The organism is Paenibacillus sp. FSL E2-0190, assembly GCF_037992965.1.
Taxonomy (GTDB): domain Bacteria; phylum Bacillota; class Bacilli; order Paenibacillales; family Paenibacillaceae; genus Paenibacillus_AQ; species Paenibacillus_AQ odorifer.
On sequence record NZ_CP150306.1, the window covers coordinates 5,312,324 to 5,330,510 of the forward strand.

At 47.1% G+C, this 18,187-nt stretch carries 17 protein-coding genes; all 17 read right to left on the reverse strand.

Annotated elements, in window-relative coordinates:
• Window positions 1–3 precede the first annotated feature (3 nt).
• Window positions 4–444, reverse strand: coding sequence for a cell division protein SepF (sepF, locus tag NST25_RS23410; RefSeq protein WP_036683619.1), 441 nt, complete (start codon window positions 442–444; stop codon window positions 4–6).
• An 11-nt stretch (window positions 445–455) separates the two neighbouring features.
• Window positions 456–1,142: a YggS family pyridoxal phosphate-dependent enzyme gene (locus tag NST25_RS23415; RefSeq protein WP_340392593.1), complete on the reverse strand. Its 687-nt coding sequence runs from the start codon at window positions 1,140–1,142 to the stop codon at window positions 456–458.
• Between the two features lie 3 nt (window positions 1,143–1,145).
• Window positions 1,146–2,003: a peptidoglycan editing factor PgeF gene (gene pgeF, locus NST25_RS23420; protein WP_076306393.1), complete on the reverse strand. Its 858-nt coding sequence runs from the start codon at window positions 2,001–2,003 to the stop codon at window positions 1,146–1,148.
• A gap of 104 nt (window positions 2,004–2,107) precedes the next feature.
• Window positions 2,108–2,452, reverse strand: coding sequence for a YlmC/YmxH family sporulation protein (locus tag NST25_RS23425; protein WP_036683628.1), 345 nt, complete (start codon window positions 2,450–2,452; stop codon window positions 2,108–2,110).
• 130 nt (window positions 2,453–2,582) lie between these two features.
• Complete coding sequence (gene sigG, locus NST25_RS23430; RefSeq protein WP_036683631.1) at window positions 2,583–3,365, reverse strand: RNA polymerase sporulation sigma factor SigG; 783 nt, start codon at window positions 3,363–3,365, stop codon at window positions 2,583–2,585.
• A 78-nt stretch (window positions 3,366–3,443) separates the two neighbouring features.
• Complete coding sequence (gene sigE / locus NST25_RS23435; RefSeq protein WP_036683937.1) at window positions 3,444–4,166, reverse strand: RNA polymerase sporulation sigma factor SigE; 723 nt, start codon at window positions 4,164–4,166, stop codon at window positions 3,444–3,446.
• Window positions 4,167–4,258: 92 nt separating this feature from the next.
• Window positions 4,259–5,206 carry a sigma-E processing peptidase SpoIIGA gene (gene spoIIGA / locus NST25_RS23440; protein ID WP_076129086.1) on the reverse strand — a complete coding sequence of 316 codons (948 nt, stop codon included), beginning with the start codon at window positions 5,204–5,206 and terminating at the stop codon, window positions 4,259–4,261.
• A 269-nt stretch (window positions 5,207–5,475) separates the two neighbouring features.
• Window positions 5,476–6,597, reverse strand: coding sequence for a cell division protein FtsZ (ftsZ, locus tag NST25_RS23445; protein ID WP_076129065.1), 1,122 nt, complete (start codon window positions 6,595–6,597; stop codon window positions 5,476–5,478).
• A gap of 61 nt (window positions 6,598–6,658) precedes the next feature.
• Window positions 6,659–7,921, reverse strand: a complete 1,263-nt coding sequence (gene ftsA / locus NST25_RS23450) for a cell division protein FtsA (protein WP_076136520.1) — start codon at window positions 7,919–7,921, stop codon at window positions 6,659–6,661.
• A gap of 343 nt (window positions 7,922–8,264) precedes the next feature.
• On the reverse strand, window positions 8,265–9,020 hold the full coding sequence (locus tag NST25_RS23455; protein ID WP_076192056.1) for an FtsQ-type POTRA domain-containing protein: 756 nt from the start codon (window positions 9,018–9,020) through the stop codon (window positions 8,265–8,267).
• Between the two features lie 65 nt (window positions 9,021–9,085).
• Window positions 9,086–10,369, reverse strand: a complete 1,284-nt coding sequence (gene murA / locus NST25_RS23460) for a UDP-N-acetylglucosamine 1-carboxyvinyltransferase (protein ID WP_036683642.1) — start codon at window positions 10,367–10,369, stop codon at window positions 9,086–9,088.
• A gap of 205 nt (window positions 10,370–10,574) precedes the next feature.
• On the reverse strand, window positions 10,575–11,687 hold the full coding sequence (gene murG, locus NST25_RS23465) for an undecaprenyldiphospho-muramoylpentapeptide beta-N-acetylglucosaminyltransferase (RefSeq protein WP_076136524.1): 1,113 nt from the start codon (window positions 11,685–11,687) through the stop codon (window positions 10,575–10,577).
• A 5-nt stretch (window positions 11,688–11,692) separates the two neighbouring features.
• Window positions 11,693–12,790 (reverse strand): stage V sporulation protein E, encoded by a 1,098-nt coding sequence (spoVE, locus tag NST25_RS23470; RefSeq protein WP_036683647.1) that lies wholly within the window; start codon window positions 12,788–12,790, stop codon window positions 11,693–11,695.
• Between the two features lie 49 nt (window positions 12,791–12,839).
• Window positions 12,840–14,261, reverse strand: a complete 1,422-nt coding sequence (gene murD, locus NST25_RS23475; RefSeq protein ID WP_076302468.1) for a UDP-N-acetylmuramoyl-L-alanine--D-glutamate ligase — start codon at window positions 14,259–14,261, stop codon at window positions 12,840–12,842.
• Between the two features lie 3 nt (window positions 14,262–14,264).
• Window positions 14,265–15,230, reverse strand: a complete 966-nt coding sequence (gene mraY, locus NST25_RS23480) for a phospho-N-acetylmuramoyl-pentapeptide-transferase (RefSeq protein WP_036683653.1) — start codon at window positions 15,228–15,230, stop codon at window positions 14,265–14,267.
• Window positions 15,231–15,251: 21 nt separating this feature from the next.
• Window positions 15,252–16,658: a UDP-N-acetylmuramoyl-tripeptide--D-alanyl-D-alanine ligase gene (gene murF, locus NST25_RS23485; protein ID WP_340392595.1), complete on the reverse strand. Its 1,407-nt coding sequence runs from the start codon at window positions 16,656–16,658 to the stop codon at window positions 15,252–15,254.
• Window positions 16,655–18,142: a UDP-N-acetylmuramoyl-L-alanyl-D-glutamate--2,6-diaminopimelate ligase gene (locus tag NST25_RS23490; RefSeq protein WP_340392597.1), complete on the reverse strand. Its 1,488-nt coding sequence runs from the start codon at window positions 18,140–18,142 to the stop codon at window positions 16,655–16,657. The genes murF and NST25_RS23490 overlap by 4 nt, the downstream gene beginning before the upstream one ends.
• Window positions 18,143–18,187 lie beyond the last annotated feature (45 nt).

Here is an 18,187-nt window from a genome sequence, read left to right on the forward strand (position 1 = left end):
CATTCACCTCATTCTGTTATAGTCTTGATCGTCACCTAGGATTTCTGTAATGGAGCCTTGAATTTCAACAGTATCTGGAGTGCACATAAATATATTGCCCCCAATTTTAGAGATTCCTCCCCCAAGGGCATAAACAGTTCCGCTGAGAAAATCAATAATTCGCATTGCTTGATCATTGCGAACACGCTGCAGGTTAATTACTACCGTCCGATGCGAACGGAGATGATCAGCAATCTCCTGTGCCTCATCATATGAACGTGGTTCATATAATACAACCTTGACATTTTTTTGCGAATGGATACTGACAACGTTGCCCCTCTGATTTTTGCGGGTTTCTACAGGGGCCGGCTCATACTCATCCTCTTCGTGGATTTGCTCCCGCTCCACAACTTCCTCTTCCTCCTGCAAGCCCAAAAAACTCATAAATCGGTTCATAACGCTCATCACGATCCCTCCTAATGGCCTACTAACACCGTACCCAGGCGTACCCAGGTGGCTCCTTCCTGTATCGCCACTTCAAAATCATTCGACATTCCCATGGACAGCTCCGTAATCGGCTCAGGTGTCAAAGCAAGTTGATTAAGCTCATCGCGCAGCTCACGAAGTCCGCGAAATACAGGACGGGTAAGCTCCGGATCACCTTCTAAAGGTGCCATCGTCATAAGTCCAATTACCTTAACGCGGTCCAAACTAGCGATTTCACGTAAAAATCCAGGTACTGCCTCAGGTGACAGACCAAACTTCGTATCTTCTCCAGAGATATTCACTTGAAGAAACACATTCACATCCTGATCAGCAGCAAGCGCCTTTTTGTGTAATTCTTGCGCCAGAGACATCCGGTCCAAAGAGTGTATATATTGAAATTTGCCAATAACGTCTTTAACCTTATTGGTTTGCAAATGCCCGATAAAATGCCATGTCCCTTTGTCCCCTAAAACCTTCCATTTGTGCTCAGCATCCTGCCAGCGACTCTCAGCAACATGCTCTAGGCCTGCCTCCAATACGGAGGATACCATTTCCAGAGAAACATATTTCGTCACTGCAATTACCTTGACGTCATTACGATCCCGGCCGCTTGCCGCGCAGGCACGTGCTACACGTTCCTCTACCTCAGCAATTCTCTCCTGCAGTGTTAAAGACAACTTTCAACTCTCCTTTATTCCGATCCAGCTCGTCATTCTGCCTGTAATACCGTTTTCTTTGCGATAAGAAAAAAACAAATCACGATTACAGCTTGTACACCATGTTGTACATTCGATATGAGTCGGCAATATTCCTGCTTTTATCATAATGCGTCGATTCATTTCTTTCAAGTTTAGCAAGTATTTACTCTGATCAGTCTCTGAGGCTCTGTAAAGCTCCACAGCATCGAAAGTTTCTATCCCCTCATTCAAGCTGCCCTCCAGCTGCCGAACATGCTCCATCACATAATCATCCACCTCATAACAGCAGTCGCCAATGGATGGACCGATCGCTGCCACAATATCATGTGGATGGCTGCCGTATACCGTTTGCAGCTTACTCACCATGGCTGCGGCAATCTGAGCCACCGTTCCTTTCCAGCCTGCATGCGCAAGACCGACGACTCTACGCACGGGATCATAAAAATAAAGGGGCACACAATCCGCATAAAAAGAAGTCAACAAAACCCCAGGCACATCCGTCAGCAGACCATCCGTAGCTTGAAATGCCGATGCTCTGTCCTGTTGTCCCCGCCCACGGTCTACTTCCCTTACTACAGCTATCTCTGACCCATGAGTTTGTTCTCCACAGGTCCATGCTTCCGGCTTGAAATCAAGAGCTTCGGCAAGCGCTCTCCGATTGCTCAGGACATCTTCAGGAGCATCCCCAACGTGAAACGCACAATTCAGGCTGTCATAGGGCGCCTTGCTAGCCCCTCCCTGTCTACCAGTAAACCCCGCTGTAATTTCGTTATGCTCCACTCGCCAAGGCTCCAGATGGAGCAGCATAAGCATTTCATTCCCCTGCACAAACGGTTCCATTTCCTCACCTCCGCCTTAGTGTACCACATGTAAATACCCGTACAAAGTGATGGTTAAGCCAGATCCCCTAAATTCTTAAATAAAAAAACAAAAAACGCACCTAATTAATAAGTGCGCCGTTCGCTGCGATCTCCCCGTTCCAGATACATCGTTTCACGCTCTTCCTGTCCCGGAGACATCCGCGACTCTTCAATCTTCACGAGCACAACATCGGACCCGATCTTGACTATATTCCGCCATGGAATAATCAGATCTGTCCCGCCTCCGAACAATCCCATAAACCGAGTGTATCCGGGTATAACGATGGCATCAATGACACCACGGCGCAAATCAAGCTCCAGATCACTAATCTGCCCCAACCGCTTGCCATCTACAATGTTGATAACATCCTTCGTCTGAAAATCAGAAATTTTCATTTTTTTGGCAGACCCTTGATAATCCTCGTTCATCTCACCACCCCTGTACAATCCGACCTATAGTCCAATATATGATCCGGAAGCTTGTCAACATGCATTAAAAAGAGGAGACAGTCCAAAATCCTTAACTCGGATTCTGGAATATCTCCTCATGGCTACTGCTCTAAGATTTCACGTGTTTTTGCATTTGCTGAATCGCAGATTTCTCAAGACGTGAGACCTGTGCCTGTGAAATGCCAATCTCATCTGCGACCTCCATCTGTGTTTTCCCTTCGAAAAACCGCATGGATAAAATTCGTTTCTCCCTTTGTCCTAACTTACGCATCGCTTCACGTAATGCAATTTCTTCGATCCACGACACATCCTTATTCTTATCGTCGCTAATCTGGTCCATTACATAAATAGGATCGCCGCCGTCATGATAGATCGGCTCGAATAAGGACACTGGATCCTGAATGGCATCAAGAGCAAAAACAACATCTTCCTTCGGCACACCCAGCGCTTCTGATATTTCGAATATCGTCGGTTCCCGCGAGTTCTGATTGGTCAGACTATCGCGTACCTGGAGCGCCTTGTAGGCGATATCTCTGAGAGAACGTGATACCCGAATCGGGTTGTTATCACGCAGGTAACGCCGAATCTCACCGATAATCATCGGAACTGCATATGTGGAGAATTTAACGTTTTGTGATAAATCGAAATTATCGATGGCTTTCATCAGACCGATGCAACCCACCTGGAACAAATCGTCAACAAATTCTCCCCTATTATTGAACCTCTGGATAACGCTTAGAACAAGTCTAAGATTACCGTTTACCAATTTCTCTCTGGCGGATCGCTCGCCCTGCTGCTGCAGCGAAGTGAACAGTTGCCGCATTTCCACATTCGTTAGAACAGGCAGCTTAGCAGTATCCACACCGCAAATCTCGACTTTATTACGGGTCATGATGATTTACCTCCCAAGGAGAAACATTACTGTACATTATCTCCCGGGCTCGCCATTTTATTCCTTGCTAATTTCACCTTACACCATCTTGTTAAACTCCTTGCGCAGCCGCTTGATAATTCTTTTCTCCAGCCGCGAAATATAAGATTGGGAGATGCCAAGCAGATCAGCCACATCTTTTTGTGTCTTTTCTTCGCCTCCGCGCAGGCCAAATCTCAGCTCCATAATGAGTCTTTCCCGGTCACTCAGCTTTTCCAGTGCCTTTTGCAGCAGCTTGCGATCAACCTGTTCTTCTATGTTCCGATAAATGGTATCATTTTCCGTTCCTAATACGTCAGAAAGCAATAATTCATTGCCATCCCAGTCAATATTAAGCGGCTCATCAAAAGAAACCTCACTCCGTGTCTTGCTGTTCCGCCGCAGATACATCAAGATTTCATTCTCTATGCAGCGGGATGCATAAGTAGCCAGTTTTATTTTTTTCTCAGGATCAAAAGTGTTCACAGCCTTAATTAAGCCAATAGCGCCAATCGAAACCAGATCCTCGATATTGATGCCGGTATTCTCAAATTTACGAGCGATATATACTACCAAGCGAAGATTGCGCTCAATCAACATCGCACGAACAGCTGCATCGCCGCTAGACAGCCGCTGAAGCAGATATTCTTCTTCTTCCCGTGTCAGCGGTGGAGGAAGTGCCTCACTCCCGCCAATATAATAGATTTCCTGACTCTTCAGCCCTAGTAGAAACAGCATGCGGTAATATTGCAGCTGCAGAGCAATTTTCCATTTGACCATTATTTGTTCCTCCTCCAAGAAGTGCACGGTTCGCGTGTGAAGCTTTCAAATCCCGCTTTCAGCCATCAGAAGTTTGGTTCAGCTAGCTTTAAAGATTAGGAAGGCAGTGCTGCAACAGTAGCGCTCTCTTTTTGAGTCAAATCAGGATGTATTACAGCCCGATAGGCTCCATCCCCCGACAATGTCCCACCATCCAGCCCAATCAAGACTCTTTTACAATAAAAGATATCTTCACCAAGCTTTATCGTCACCTGATCAGGCTTCAGTGCGAGCATAAATGATGCCCCCCGGTTAACTCCCCTGTAAGGCACCAGTCGCATCCTGTCCTGCCAAGCAAACGACTGCCCGTCCGTTTCTAGTAAAAGTTTGTCCGCTCCGTCCTGAGTGAGTCTACCTTTCCATGTTTCAGGCAGATGTCCCTCCCAAAGCGAAGATTCCATAACCATCACCGGTATGCGGGTCAAAGGATCACAAAGCCGGTTACCTGTGTCTAGCAGGCCGGGACAGGAAACAGTCACTCCATCAATTTCTACTACCACCTCACCGATATAGGTTTCAAGCTGCTCCCTTCTGATTCGTGAGGAGTGCACTGCCTTGAAGCAGATTAACACCAGGGGAAATACTGCAATTACAAACCAAAAGCCAATCTTTAGGCGGTAAGCATGCCCTCCTGAAGCAGTGAACATAATACCATTCCAAATATCACCGGAGCTCTGCAGCAAATAGTGAATACCTACAATCCCACCAGCCGCTGCGAAATTGATAATATAAAAAGCTCCCATAGTGCGAAGGTAGCTTTGCAGACTCCCAAAACCAAAGGCAATCCATAGCATAACCACCGACAAGCCAAACTTAATGAGGAAGGTATACATGAAAGACAACTCCGGCACAAACATCATCACCACATACAGCGCACCAACCAGAGCTGAGAGGACTAAGCGCCACCATGATATCCTCAGCTTGACCATCCAGCCTGTCAGCCACAAAAGAATTCCGTCGATCACTAGATTGGCGGCGAATATCAAGTCAATATAAACAACCAGTGCATTCACCTGCTTACTATGGCGGAATCTATCCTGTAGCCAAAATGGATCAGGCTCTGTTTTTTTGGACGATATGATTAGTATAAAAAGTCTCGCATTCAAAGTCTGTCTAAACTTGGGGGGCATTCTTAAGGTTTTTTTGTCGAGTTATAGCGCGGGAGGGTTTTATTCCTACTGAACAGCATTTCACATAAAAAAAAGCACCGCATTGCCCTAGCTCTATTAGCTGGGGAATACGGTGCCTCATATCTCTTAATAAAAATATTTAATTAGTCATTGTTGCCACGATTACGGTTACGCAGGAACGTCGGAATATCTAACTGATCTGACGTGTTCTGATTCCCGAACGGACGCAGATTAGCAGCGTTCTTATCCGGTGCTGCCGCTGGCTCGTTATTCGTCGAGACCGGACGGCGTCCTGGAGCTTCAGGCGATGGTTTATGTTCAAAGCCAGTAGCAATTACTGTTACTTTGATATCATCCTTCAGGCCTTCATCAATTATCGCACCAAAGATCATATTCACTTCAGGATCAGAGGCGGATGTAACAATCTCAGCCGCTTCATTGACTTCGTATAGAGAGAGGTTAGATCCTCCCGTAATGTTCATGATTACGCCGCGGGCGCCTTCAATAGACGTTTCCAAGAGTGGGCTCATGATGGCTTTACGTGCTGCTTCAGACGCACGGTTCTCACCATTTGCAATACCAATACCCATAAGCGCTGAACCGCGCTCTGTCATGATCGTCTTTACATCCGCAAAGTCAAGGTTAATCAGACCAGGAACCTTAATTAGGTCAGAGATACCTTGAACAGCCTGCCGGAGAACATTATCTGCTTCACGGAAAGCTTCCAACATCGGTGTTTTCTTATCAACAATTTCAAGCAAACGGTCATTTGGAATGACGATTAGTGTGTCGACTTTTTCTTTCAAAGCTTCGATTCCAAGCATTGCCTGGTTATAACGTTTTCTTCCTTCAAAAGTGAACGGGCGAGTCACTACACCCACAGTCAGGGCTCCACACTCTCTAGCAATTTCAGCTATAACTGGTGCCGCACCTGTACCTGTACCGCCACCCATTCCTGCAGTAACAAATACCATATCTGCACCTTTAAGGGTATTCGAAATCAGATCACGGGATTCCTCCGCTGCTTTCTTACCGACTTCAGGGTTGGCGCCTGCACCCAAACCGCGGGTCAGCTTGTCCCCAATCTGCAGCTTGTGCTCCGATTTGGCCATATGCAACGCTTGGGCGTCTGTATTAACCGTAATAAATTCTACACCCTGAACGCCGTTTTCAATCATCCGGTTGACAGCATTACTACCTCCGCCGCCCACGCCGATGACTTTTATTTGCGCCAAGCTCTCCATTTCAAAATCAAATTCTAACATATTGTTCCATCTCCCCCTCAATGTGCTTGGATGGCCGGTCCAAGTATATCTGGACTTACACTTATATAAACTCGCTAAACATATTTTTTAGACGCTCCACAAATCCGGGCTTCTGAACAGTTTCCTGACTCGGAGTGGCGTTCTGCTTGCTCCGGTTGACCGTCTTTTTGTTGCTGCTTCCACCACTGTTTCTTCCACGGAAACTACGGACAACATTATGCAGAATACCGACACCGCCGGTAAACCCAGGGTCCCGTACACCGATATAATCCGGCACGGCGATGCGTACAGATGCAGCCAGCTCGGTCTGAGCAGCCTTCAATACACCCGGCATCGAGACAGTCCCACCTGTTAGTATATAACCTCCAGGCAGTTCACTGTAACCAAGCCGTTTAACTTCTTGACGAATCAGGTGGAATATTTCTTGCACCCTTGGCTCGATAATGGCCGCCAGATCCTCTTGGTTAAATTCCTTCTCCACGTTACTGCCAATGCGCAATACCTTGAAGACAACGTCTGAGGCTGCATCGTCAATCCAAGCACAACCATATTTAAGTTTTACCTTCTCCGCTTGATCAGTAAGTGTCCGAAGTCCGTAGGCAATATCATTGGTTACGAATTCTCCTCCGATCGGAATCGTGGAGGTTGCACTAAGAGAACCCTCTTCGTATATGGCTATTGTTGTTGAGCCCGCACCGATATCAACCAGAACAGATCCCATCGATTTCTCGTCCTTGGACAGCGCCAATCCACCAGCTCCAAGAGACATCAGCACAAGATCCTTTACCTTCAGCCCTGATTTCTCAACACAGCGTAGTAGATTATGTATTGGCGTCTTAGCACCCGTAATGATTGTTGCCTCAACTTCCAGACGAACACCAATCATTCCGCGCGGGTCTTGAATTCCTTCAAGACCATCGACGATAAATTGTTTGGGAACAACATCAATCACTTCACGCTCCGGAGGCATAGCAATGACTTCCGCAGCTTTAATTACGCGATCGATATCATCATCGCCGATTTCACGATCCTCATTCTGAACGGCCACAACACCGTGGCTGGATTGCAGGCCAATATGATTACCGGAAATGCCTACATAAACCTCTGATATTTGAATACCCACCATCTGCTCTGCATGATCTATAGCACTTTTGATCGATTGCACAGTTTGGTCGATATCTACAATCGCGCCTTTACGTATTCCTTCCGAATCGGCAGATCCAACGCCAATAATATTAAAGGTTCCATTGGTAACTTCCCCAATTATTGCCCGAACTTTGGATGTACCGATGTCCAAACTAACAATGATGTCATTGTTGCTCAAGTCCTATGGCACCTCCTGTTATAATCATAATTAATTGCATTACCTTATCCCGGTCCCGGGAAACTTCTCTGTACATATTCAACATACCTAATCCTTTCCCTCTTTTTTCTACAAATTTTTTGAACGGAATAATATTCCAACATCCCCAAATGTGAATAGTTACTCATATGTTATTGTAAAAATAGCAATTATCACAAGAAATATCGGCCTAATTGGTCATTTCAACCAAATATAGTACTATATCTCAAAAAAATCGAAGAAAAAAGAGGGATATAGCTTATTGCCCGTAACTCCGATTGTAGCATTTTTTTAACTCTATTAGTAGGGACTATTTACCTCCACACTACTCTTGCGCAACATCTTCTTCATCGCTTACAACCTGAAAGGGAACATATGAATCGGCTTCTAGCATTTTAATCAGTCCAGGCTGTTCAGTCTCTATAATCTGATTCAAATAGGACACCTTGCTCTTTAACAATGAGATGGCTGTAATCACCTCAAAACGGGATCTAGTATAGAGCTTGATCCGGTCTGGAAAAGACAAGGTCGGCGAGGGAACAATCTCAGAGATATCACTTGTCAATTCATTAGGAATGCTTGCTAATGCTTGACAAAGCTTAGCCTTATTCGGATCTTCCGGGTCCCAGTTCGTTAATATGGGTTTCTCAACGGCAATTCCTGTCTCATTAACAGGGACTGCAGCTCCACTGGACAGAATTGCCTTCAAGAGGCCTCCCTGTTCCAGTTCATAGGCTACCGCTGGAAACTCCTCAATCTTCACTGTGATCACCCCGGGGAAATCCTTCTGCACGCTGACGTCTTTAATCGTCTTAAGCTTCAGCAGAGATTCTTCCACATCTTTCGTTGATACAGCAAAGAATTGCCCACCTATTTTAATTCCACTTTGTGAGAGTAGCTCTTCACTAGTAGAATACTTACTACCTTGAAAATCTATCACTGTAATATGGCTAATAGACGATCTAAAAAAAATCACAGCAAGAAGCGCAGTGAACAGCAGCAGCAGGATCGCCGTAATCTTACGGCTCATTTTTTTCTTAGGCTTGTCCTCTTTAAGAAGAGGTAATCGGGTTGTAGTCATTCTCATATTCTCCGTAATAAGGCCCTGTCTCCTTCTCTGGGAGATCTGGAAGGAGACAGGGAGCTTTAATTGGCCAAATCAAGTGGATCCGTTACAGGCACCTTACGGCTTATACGCGCGCCAAGCTTCTGAAACAGCTTCTCTATTCCATCATAACCACGGTCAATGTGATGCGCTTGCTCAACGACCGTAGTCCCTTGTGCAGCAAGCCCGGCAATGACCAGAGCTGCACCCGCCCGCAAATCAGTAGCTTCCACAGTAGCACCATACAATCTCTGAACGCCGCGAATAAACGCACGATTCAAATCGATAGAAATGTCAGCACCCATCCGGGCCATTTCTTCCACATGTTTGAACCGTCCCTCAAACACCGTCTCCTTGATCACACTAAAACCATCGGCGAGCGACAGCAGCACCATGACCTGAGATTGCAGATCCGTCGGGAAAGAAGGATAAGGAGAGGTTACAATTCTCTCAACCGCACGCGGACGCCCCATGCAGCTGACATTAATTATATCATTGCATACTGTGATTTGAACACCAGCCCGCTTAAGCACATGAATAAGCGAAGTCAGATGCCCGGCGTTCGTATGTGTCAAGGTCACATTCCCACGTGTAGCTGCCGCAGCAATCATTACAGTTCCAGCCACTATCCGGTCTGGGATTACCTCGTACGTACAGGGATATAAGTTTTTGACACCCTGGATCGTAATGGTATCCGTGCCTGCACCGATAATCTGAGCACCCATACTATTCAAAAATTGCTGTAGATCCTGTATTTCCGGCTCTCTTGCTGCTCCCGATATCGTAGTTGTCCCCTCTGCCTTGGCGGCAGCCATCATAATATTCTCCGTGGCTCCAACACTTGGATAGTCGAGATGAATATCACTCCCTACAAGCTTTGAGCCCCGACAGGATATTCGTCCGTTGCTTTCCTCGATCTCCGCCCCCAGTGCTTTAAGACCCTGCAAATGAAGATCGATTTTACGCTCCCCGATCGCACAGCCACCAGGCTGATAGATCGTTACCTCACCAAATCTGGATAACAGCGGTCCCATTAAAAAAATGGAAGATCTCATCTGCCGCATCAAATCCTCAGGTACATGAGATGTCCCCACGGCTGACGTATCTATCGTCACCGTATCCTCTTGATGCACGCACCTGCAGCCCAGCCGATCCAAGATGTCTAGCATAGTCTCGATGTCCAGCAGCTTCGGCACATTATGCAGTGAGTGAACTCCTTCGGCCAGCAGGCTTGCCGCTAGAATCGGCAGCGCCGCATTTTTTGCTCCATGGATACGAATGGTGCCTGACAGGGGACTTCCACCCTCAATCACCAATTTGTCCAATGTATCACCTCCGAGATTACCGCTCACCCACCACAAACACTTCCGATACAAGGTCATATGAAATGTACAAGATTATCCTGCACTACCTTTCAGGTTAGGAAGTGTCCTGGGTGATTGTCACGATTATAGGATTATCCTATGTTCGTTCCTCCAAGTGTGTGACAGAGAGCTGCCAATAAGGAAAAACCTCTCAAAGGTTAATGGCTTAAGACTGTTTACCGGCTAGTCTTCGGAGTTCGTTAGTGACAATGGCAGCAGAATCCCTTTTGCCCAGTCGTTTGGAAGCCTCGGACATTTTTTGGCGTACAGCTTCAGTTCCAATGATTGCTTGCACAGCTTCATAAAGCGCCTTACCATTCAAATCCTTCTCAAGCAGCACCACAGCGGCTCCTTCGCGTTCCAGCTGTCTTGCATTCGCCTCTTGGTGATTATTCGTCACATTAGGAGAAGGGATAAGTACAGAAGGAATACCCAGCGCTGTAATCTCAGCGAGAAAGGATGCCCCCGCCCGATTTACGATTAAGGAGGTACAAGCCAAGACCTCCGGCATATTGTGAACATAAGGTAGGACATGCAGCCAGTTCGGTGTGCTACCCAGCTTCTGACGCAATTCAGCACGGGTATCCTCAAAATAAGGCTCACCTGTAACGTAAACATAATGAACACCATTACCCTTACCCACAAATGGGGCCATTTCAATCATGGCTTTATTAATAGCCTTAGCCCCTTGACTGCCGCCAACAACCAAAACAACCGTGCTGTTATCCGGAATGCCCAGCGAGGCAAACCCCCGTTGTGGACTAGCCGTAGTAACGGTCGTTGCCCGAGGATTACCTGTGTAGATTACGTGCTTGCTCCCCGGAAAAGCAGATTCTGTCCCTTCAAAGCTTACGGCCACTGTACTCGCGTAACGACTTAGAAAACGATTTGTTAAACCAGGGATAGCATTTTGCTCATGGATCAAGGTTGGGATGCCCAGCCGGGATGCAGCGTAAACGACTGGACCACATACATAACCGCCTGTACCAATTACAACATCAGGCTTAAACTCTCTTAACATTTCTTTGGAAGCCTTAACGCCCTTTAAAAAACGCATCACCGTCTTGACGTTGTCCATGGACAGCTTGCGCCGAAAGCCAGTGATGTCGATAGATTTGAAAGGGATATTCTCTTGGGGAACAAGCTTGCTCTCTAAGCCACGCGTTCCACCAATATACAGGAAGGTAGATTCACTATCTTCTGATTCCAGTTGTCTAGCAACAGCGACTGCGGGATAGATATGACCACCCGTGCCTCCGCCGCTTAATACGATACGCATGTCTTTCACCTCGCATAACGGGATAAGTTCAATAGAATGCCCAGGGAGGTTAACATCAGTGTAAGCGAAGAACCTCCATAGCTAATCAGAGGAAGCGTAATGCCTGTTACAGGCATCAGACCAATGACCACACCAATATTAATAATGACTTGCACAGCCACCATACAGACGATGCCAACGGCCAAATAGCTTCCAAAACGGTCAGGCAGACTCATCGCCACCTTCATTCCGCGCCAGATTAGAATAAGAAACAGGATCAACACTGCCAAACCACCGATAAACCCCAGTTCCTCGGCCAATATAGAAAAAATAAAATCGGTCTGCGGCTCAGGTACATAACTGTACTTCTGCCGGCTCATTCCAAGTCCGAGACCCCCGAGCCCTCCAGGCCCAATCGCGTATAGCGACTGAATAATCTGGTAGCCTGCACCGAGGGGATCGGACCAAGGATCAAGAAAAGCGGTGATCCGCTGCAACCGGTAAGGTGCTGCGGCAACCAAAGCAACAAAACCAGCCACCCCAGCTACTCCTAGTGAGAGTAGATGTTTCATTCTTGCCCCAGCTGTAAAGACCATCATCAAGGCTGCGCCAAACATAACGGTACCTGTACCCAGATCCGGCTGGAGCATAATCAGTGCAAAAGCTGATCCGATAAGCGCTAACGGTGGAAGTAAGCCACGAGTGAAGGAGGTGATATCATACTCTTCTTTTCCCAGCCAATTCGCCAGAAATAGAATCATCCCCATCTTCATGAACTCGGAGGGCTGAATCCCGAAGGAGCTGATTCCGAGCCAGCTGCGCGCTCCCCCGCGAACTACACCAATGCCGGGAATAAGCACCATAACGAGCAGGATAAAGCAGACAATCAGTGCCGGCTTAGCCAGCTTTTTTAACACTTTGTAGTCTGTATTCGCTGTAACAAACATTGCAACAAGTCCCAGTCCTGCAAACAAAAGCTGCCTCTTTACAAAGTAAAACGAATCTCCATAATTGCGGAAGCCTAAAACAGATCCGGCGCTGTATACCATCACCATGCCGATCACCAGCAAAGAAAGAATGGGAATCAGCAACCAAATATCGGGAGCATGACGAGTTTTGTTCATCAGGAGCACACCTCTTGCATCCGTAGTAGGGGCTTATCCACCCCCCTACTTAAAGGTTATGCACCGCCTCTTTAAAAATACACCCGCGCTCTTCATAGGATGTAAACATATCCCAACTAGCACATGCAGGAGACAGGAGAACGATATCTCCTTCTTCCGCCAGAGCGGAAGCTTCCCGCACAGCTGCTTGCAGCACGGCGGCGGCGCTCTCCCCATTATCGACGGAGATAATCTGCTTTAATCCTGCAAGCTGTGCTACATTTATTAGCTTGTCCTTGGTTTGTCCTAACGCCACCAAAGCTTTGACGCGTCCGCTCAGGACAGGCAGCAGCTCCATATAATCGGAGCCACGGTCTAATCCGCCAGCGATCAATACCACCGGCCGCTGAAACGATGTCAAAGCCGTAATTGTCGCTTTGGAGTTCGTTGCTTTGGAATTGTTATAATAAGCGGCTCCAGCCTTATCAGCTACATACTCCAGCCGGTGCTCCACACCGCGAAAAGAAGAAAGCACTTCGCTTAATAAAGAGGGGGCAGCTCCAGCGGCAATAGCAATACCACAGGCAGCCAGCGCATTCCCCACATTAAAGCGACCCGGTAGGGCGATGGAATCCACATCCGCGATTATCGTTTCCTTGTCCGCAGATTCGCGATAGATAATGTGGCGCTTCAGCTCATCATCTTGCCCCGTAATGTAGGACGGGCTAACAAATACTCCATGAGGCAGCTCCTCAAACAAGGAGAATGGAAGAATCGAAGCCTTCATATAGGGTACAAGTTCTCGGCAGACAGGATCATCCCAGTTCAGCACTGCTGTATCCGTAGCTAATTGATTAGCGAACAGCTTGGTTTTGGAATCCACATAATCTTTCATGCTTCCATGATAATCCAGATGGGTCTCTGCAATATTCAGCAGACAGCCTATCTTAGGCCGGAAGGTCTCCGTACCTTTAAGTTGAAAGCTGCTAAGCTCAACTACCATCCAGTTATCCTCGGTAGCCTCTTGTGCAGCCTGACAGAGAGGCGTACCAATGTTGCCCGCAACTATAGGGTTCATTCCCGCAGCTTCCAGCATATGGCCTACCCAGGTCGTCGTTGTCGTCTTACCATTGGAACCCGTGATCCCGATCATCGGCGCTGCACAAAGTCGATATGCCACCTCTACCTCTGTGACCACTTCAATTCCAAGCTCAATTGCCTTTTGTACAGGAGGCGCAGAATAAGGAATGCCTGGATTCTTGATTACCAGACTTACACCTTCATGAATAAGACCTTCCGGATGCCCACCGCATATAACACAAATTCCCAAAGATTCCAATTCGGAAGCTTCGGGACTTTGATCTCTTTCCTTTTTATCGTTCACCGTAACTACAGCGCCGCGTTCATGCAGCACTTTAGCCACCTGGACACCGCTTTTAGCAAGCCCAAGAACCACAACTTCTTCACCACGATACTTATCTGGATGTTTCATTCTCTACAACCCCTTGCTAATAAATAGTCCCACAGCAGCCAACACCAAGCTAACCGCCCAGAACGAAATTACCACACGCCACTCCGACCAGCCACCAAGCTCAAAATGATGGTGAATCGGGCTCATTCTGAATACACGTTTGCCACGGGTTTTAAATGAAACGACTTGAATCACAACGGACAACATTTCAATTACAAAAACACCGCCAATGATAAGAAACAGCAGCTCACTCTTCGTGACAATAGCAATAGCACCTATCGCGCCACCAATACCAAACGAACCCGTATCCCCCATAAATACTTTAGCAGGGTGGGCATTAAACACAAGAAAGCCAAGTACAGCACCAATCATGGCCGCAGCACATACACCTGCCGCAATAGACGTAGCCTGCATTGCCACCACCGCGTATGCGGCCAAAGCAATGGCACTAACCCCAGACAACAGTCCATCGACTCCATCTGTAAAGTTAACGGCATTCGTCACTGCCATCATCATAATAATGATGAATGGATAATAGAACCAGCCACCCCAATCAAAGCTGAAATCAGTACCTGGAACGCTGATACTTGTACTGTGTCCGGCATAGATCAGAAGACCGCACATTAAAGCACCAACCAGCAGCTGTCCAAATAACTTTTGACGTGCTGTGAGCCCTAAGGAACGCTTAAATACAATTTTGATATAGTCATCCAAAAACCCGATCAATCCAAAACCAAGCGTAGCTACGAGCAGTACGTAAAAATCTGTATTCACCACAGAAAATTTCAGATAAGACAAGGTAAAAGCTACGATAATCACGATACCGCCCATAGTCGGCGTTCCCGCTTTCTTCAAATGGGTTTGCGGTCCGTCATCTCGCACCTGCTGTCCGAATTTCATCCTGCGCAGAAGCGGAATGAAGAGCGGAGCGGCAATGACCGCAAGGATAAAGGAAACAGCAATAGTCAATAACAATAGTTGATAATCCATGGGTACACCCCCTCCAATGATTTAGGTCTGTTGAATATCTTTATTTAGGCTCTGAAGCACGTCCTCGAGCTTCATTCCTCTTGATCCTTTAAATAGAACAATATCCTTAGCACTGCATTTCTCTAGAAGGACAGCGGTTAGTTCCGCTTTATCTGTAAAAGCTTTTACGCGCTCTTTGCCGAATTTCTCTTCTGCTGCTTTGGCAATATGAACGGATAATGGTCCGTAAGTACATACAAAATCAGTTAATGAAGGGTCAAGGTAGTAGCCTATTTCTTGATGAAATTCTACTTCCTCCGGCCCAAGTTCCAGCATGTCCCCGAGCACAGCGATTTTATTGCCACTGCATTTCATAGATTGCAGGACATCTATAGCCGCCTTCATAGAAGTAGGGCTGGCATTATAAGCATCGTTTAAAAGCGTAAGTCCGGAGGAAGTCCGAATCACTTCAATCCGCATGCCCGTCAACTTGAGCTTGCTGAGACCGTCCTTCATATTCTGCTCCGTAACCCCAAAATGACGAGCAACCGCTAGTGCAGCCAGAGCGTTAACAACGTTATGCTGACCTGGCAGCGGTAATGTAAAAGCATGTTCCTTATGACGGCTTGACGTGAACGTCATGCCACCAGTATGGGACATCATCCCTGTTGGATAATCATCATTATCCTCATTTAGACCAAATCGGAAGGTTCTCATCCCTTCTGGAGCCTTAAAAGTGGACTCTTGCATTACCTCAGTCAGCAGCGGTTCGTCACCATTATAAATCAGTAATCCCCCCGGCTTCAGCCCTTCAGCAATCTCCAGCTTGGCGCGGGCTATTTCTTTACGTGACCCCAGCTGCAGTAAATGCGACTCGCCTACATTAGTAATTACCGCTACGTCTGGTTCAGCCAAAGAAGCCAGCAGAGCAATTTCTCCCCGCGAGCTCATCCCCATTTCAAGTACAGCGATCTCTGTATCCTCAGCCATGGATAAAATAGTAAGCGGAAGACCGATATGATTATTGAAATTCCCTGCTGTCTTATGCACTTTGAACTGCACTTCAAGCAGAGACATAATGATATCTTTTGTTGTTGTTTTCCCGTTGCTGCCCGTAACAGCGACAACCTGTGGAGCCACTTCCTTCAGATAAGCAGCGGACAACTTCTGAAGAGCCTCTAGTGTATCTTCAACAATAATAACTCCGCCACCTTCAGGTACCGGTCCTTTATCGCGTTGCCACAAGGTTGCACCCGCACCAGCAGCCAGTGCTGCGGCAGCATAATGGTGACCATCGAATTTGTCTCCAGATAGAGGCACAAACAGGCAGCCGGGTGTGATCTTACGGGAGTCGGTAACGACTCCCGTAAGGGTTGTATTCATAGCTTCGACAGCAGCAGGTTCCCCTGCGCACATGGCAGCAATATTTTCAAGCGTTCTTGTAATCAATAGTTTCGGCCCCTTATAACTTCTTTAGCGACGATGCGGTCATCGAAATCATGAACCACTCCGCCAATCAGTTGATAGGTCTCATGACCTTTCCCCGCAATCAATACTACATCGCCAGGGCTTGCCATTTCAATAGCCTTCCCGATAGCTTCTCGGCGATCAACAATCATATGATACCGGTCAGAGGTGACTCCATCCTCTACTAGTCCTGCTTCTATATCCTTCAAGATTAGTTGATGGTCCTCCGTCCGAGGGTTGTCAGAAGTTACGAATACCATGTCGCTATATCGTGCAGCGATCTTCCCCATTAATGGACGTTTCGTCCGGTCTCTGTCACCGCCACAGCCAAATACTGTAAGCACTTTGCCGGTAGCAAATTCGCAGACCGTTTTTAATACATTCTCTAGCCCGTCTGGTGTATGTGCGTAGTCAACGATAACAGCAAATTCCTGACCTTCGTCCACTGACTCCACCCGTCCAGCTACACCATCGATTGCCTCAAGACTAGTCTTGATATCAGCCAGAGAGACATCTTCCAATAAAGCAGCTGTAATCGCCGCGAGTGCATTGTAGACATTGAACTTACCAACCATACGGAGCGAAATGTCCGTCTTCCCCTTAAACGTATCTACATGGAAAAAAGTTCCTTTTGCAGTGATCGATATTTGCGAAGCTCGGACATTAGCGTTGTTATCAATGCCATATGTAATCACTTCCGCCGCAGTTTGGGCTGCAAAATATTGACTGGCTTCATCATCCGCGTTCAACACCGCATATTTGCGTTCTTCCTTCCACGGAGAGATCACATTTCCCAATCTGGAGAAAAAGAGCCCTTTAACCGCCCGATACTCCTCCATTGTATGATGATAATCCAGATGATCTTGGGTTAAGTTCGTAAAAATTGCCGTACGGAAGTCCGCACCCTTCACACGTCCTTGCTGAAGTGCGTGAGAGGATACTTCCATTACGCAACATTCCACACCTTTGGAAGCCATATCATGAAGGGAACGCTGCAGATCTAGCGATTCTGGAGTTGTGCCTGACATAGGGTAGCTTTTGCCGTCATAGCGCATTTGAATCGTTCCAATCAGACCTGTCTTCATATTCTGATCCTGCATAATCCGCTCAATGAGATAAGTCGTTGTTGTTTTGCCGTTTGTGCCCGTCACCCCGATCATTCTCATCCGGCTGCTAGGTGAGCCAAAGAATGCATTCGACATGACAGACATCGCAAACCGGCAGTCATCTACAACAATCTGCGGGATATCAAGCTCCAGCTTGTGCTCACATACAATAGCCGCCGCTCCGGAGGCTACTGCTTGCGGCGCATATTTGTGCCCGTCCACGGTGTGGCCAGGCAAACAGATGAATAGATCTCCCGGGCCTACACGGCGGGAATCCGTCTGAAGATCAGTAATCTCCACATCTCCATCCCCGTATAGTTGCGAAGTAGCAAGACAAGCAGATAATTCGTTAACTTTCATAGTAATCCCTCACTCTACATTTTCGGATACGAGCTGAAACCTTAT

Coding starts and splice junctions, on each gene's coding strand:
- sepF (WP_036683619.1), bottom strand. CDS start 444: ATGAGCGTTATGAACCGATTTATGAGTTTTTTGGGCTTGCAGGAGGAA.
- pgeF (WP_076306393.1), bottom strand. CDS start 2,003: ATGGAACCGTTTGTGCAGGGGAATGAAATGCTTATGCTGCTCCATCTG.
- NST25_RS23425 (WP_036683628.1), bottom strand. CDS start 2,452: ATGAACGAGGATTATCAAGGGTCTGCCAAAAAAATGAAAATTTCTGAT.
- sigG (WP_036683631.1), bottom strand. CDS start 3,365: ATGACCCGTAATAAAGTCGAGATTTGCGGTGTGGATACTGCTAAGCTG.
- ftsZ (WP_076129065.1), bottom strand. CDS start 6,597: ATGTTAGAATTTGATTTTGAAATGGAGAGCTTGGCGCAAATAAAAGTC.
- NST25_RS23455 (WP_076192056.1), bottom strand. CDS start 9,020: ATGACTACAACCCGATTACCTCTTCTTAAAGAGGACAAGCCTAAGAAA.
- murG (WP_076136524.1), bottom strand. CDS start 11,687: ATGCGTATCGTATTAAGCGGCGGAGGCACGGGTGGTCATATCTATCCC.
- spoVE (WP_036683647.1), bottom strand. CDS start 12,790: ATGAACAAAACTCGTCATGCTCCCGATATTTGGTTGCTGATTCCCATT.
- murD (WP_076302468.1), bottom strand. CDS start 14,261: ATGAAACATCCAGATAAGTATCGTGGTGAAGAAGTTGTGGTTCTTGGG.
- mraY (WP_036683653.1), bottom strand. CDS start 15,230: ATGGATTATCAACTATTGTTATTGACTATTGCTGTTTCCTTTATCCTT.
- NST25_RS23490 (WP_340392597.1), bottom strand. CDS start 18,142: ATGAAAGTTAACGAATTATCTGCTTGTCTTGCTACTTCGCAACTATAC.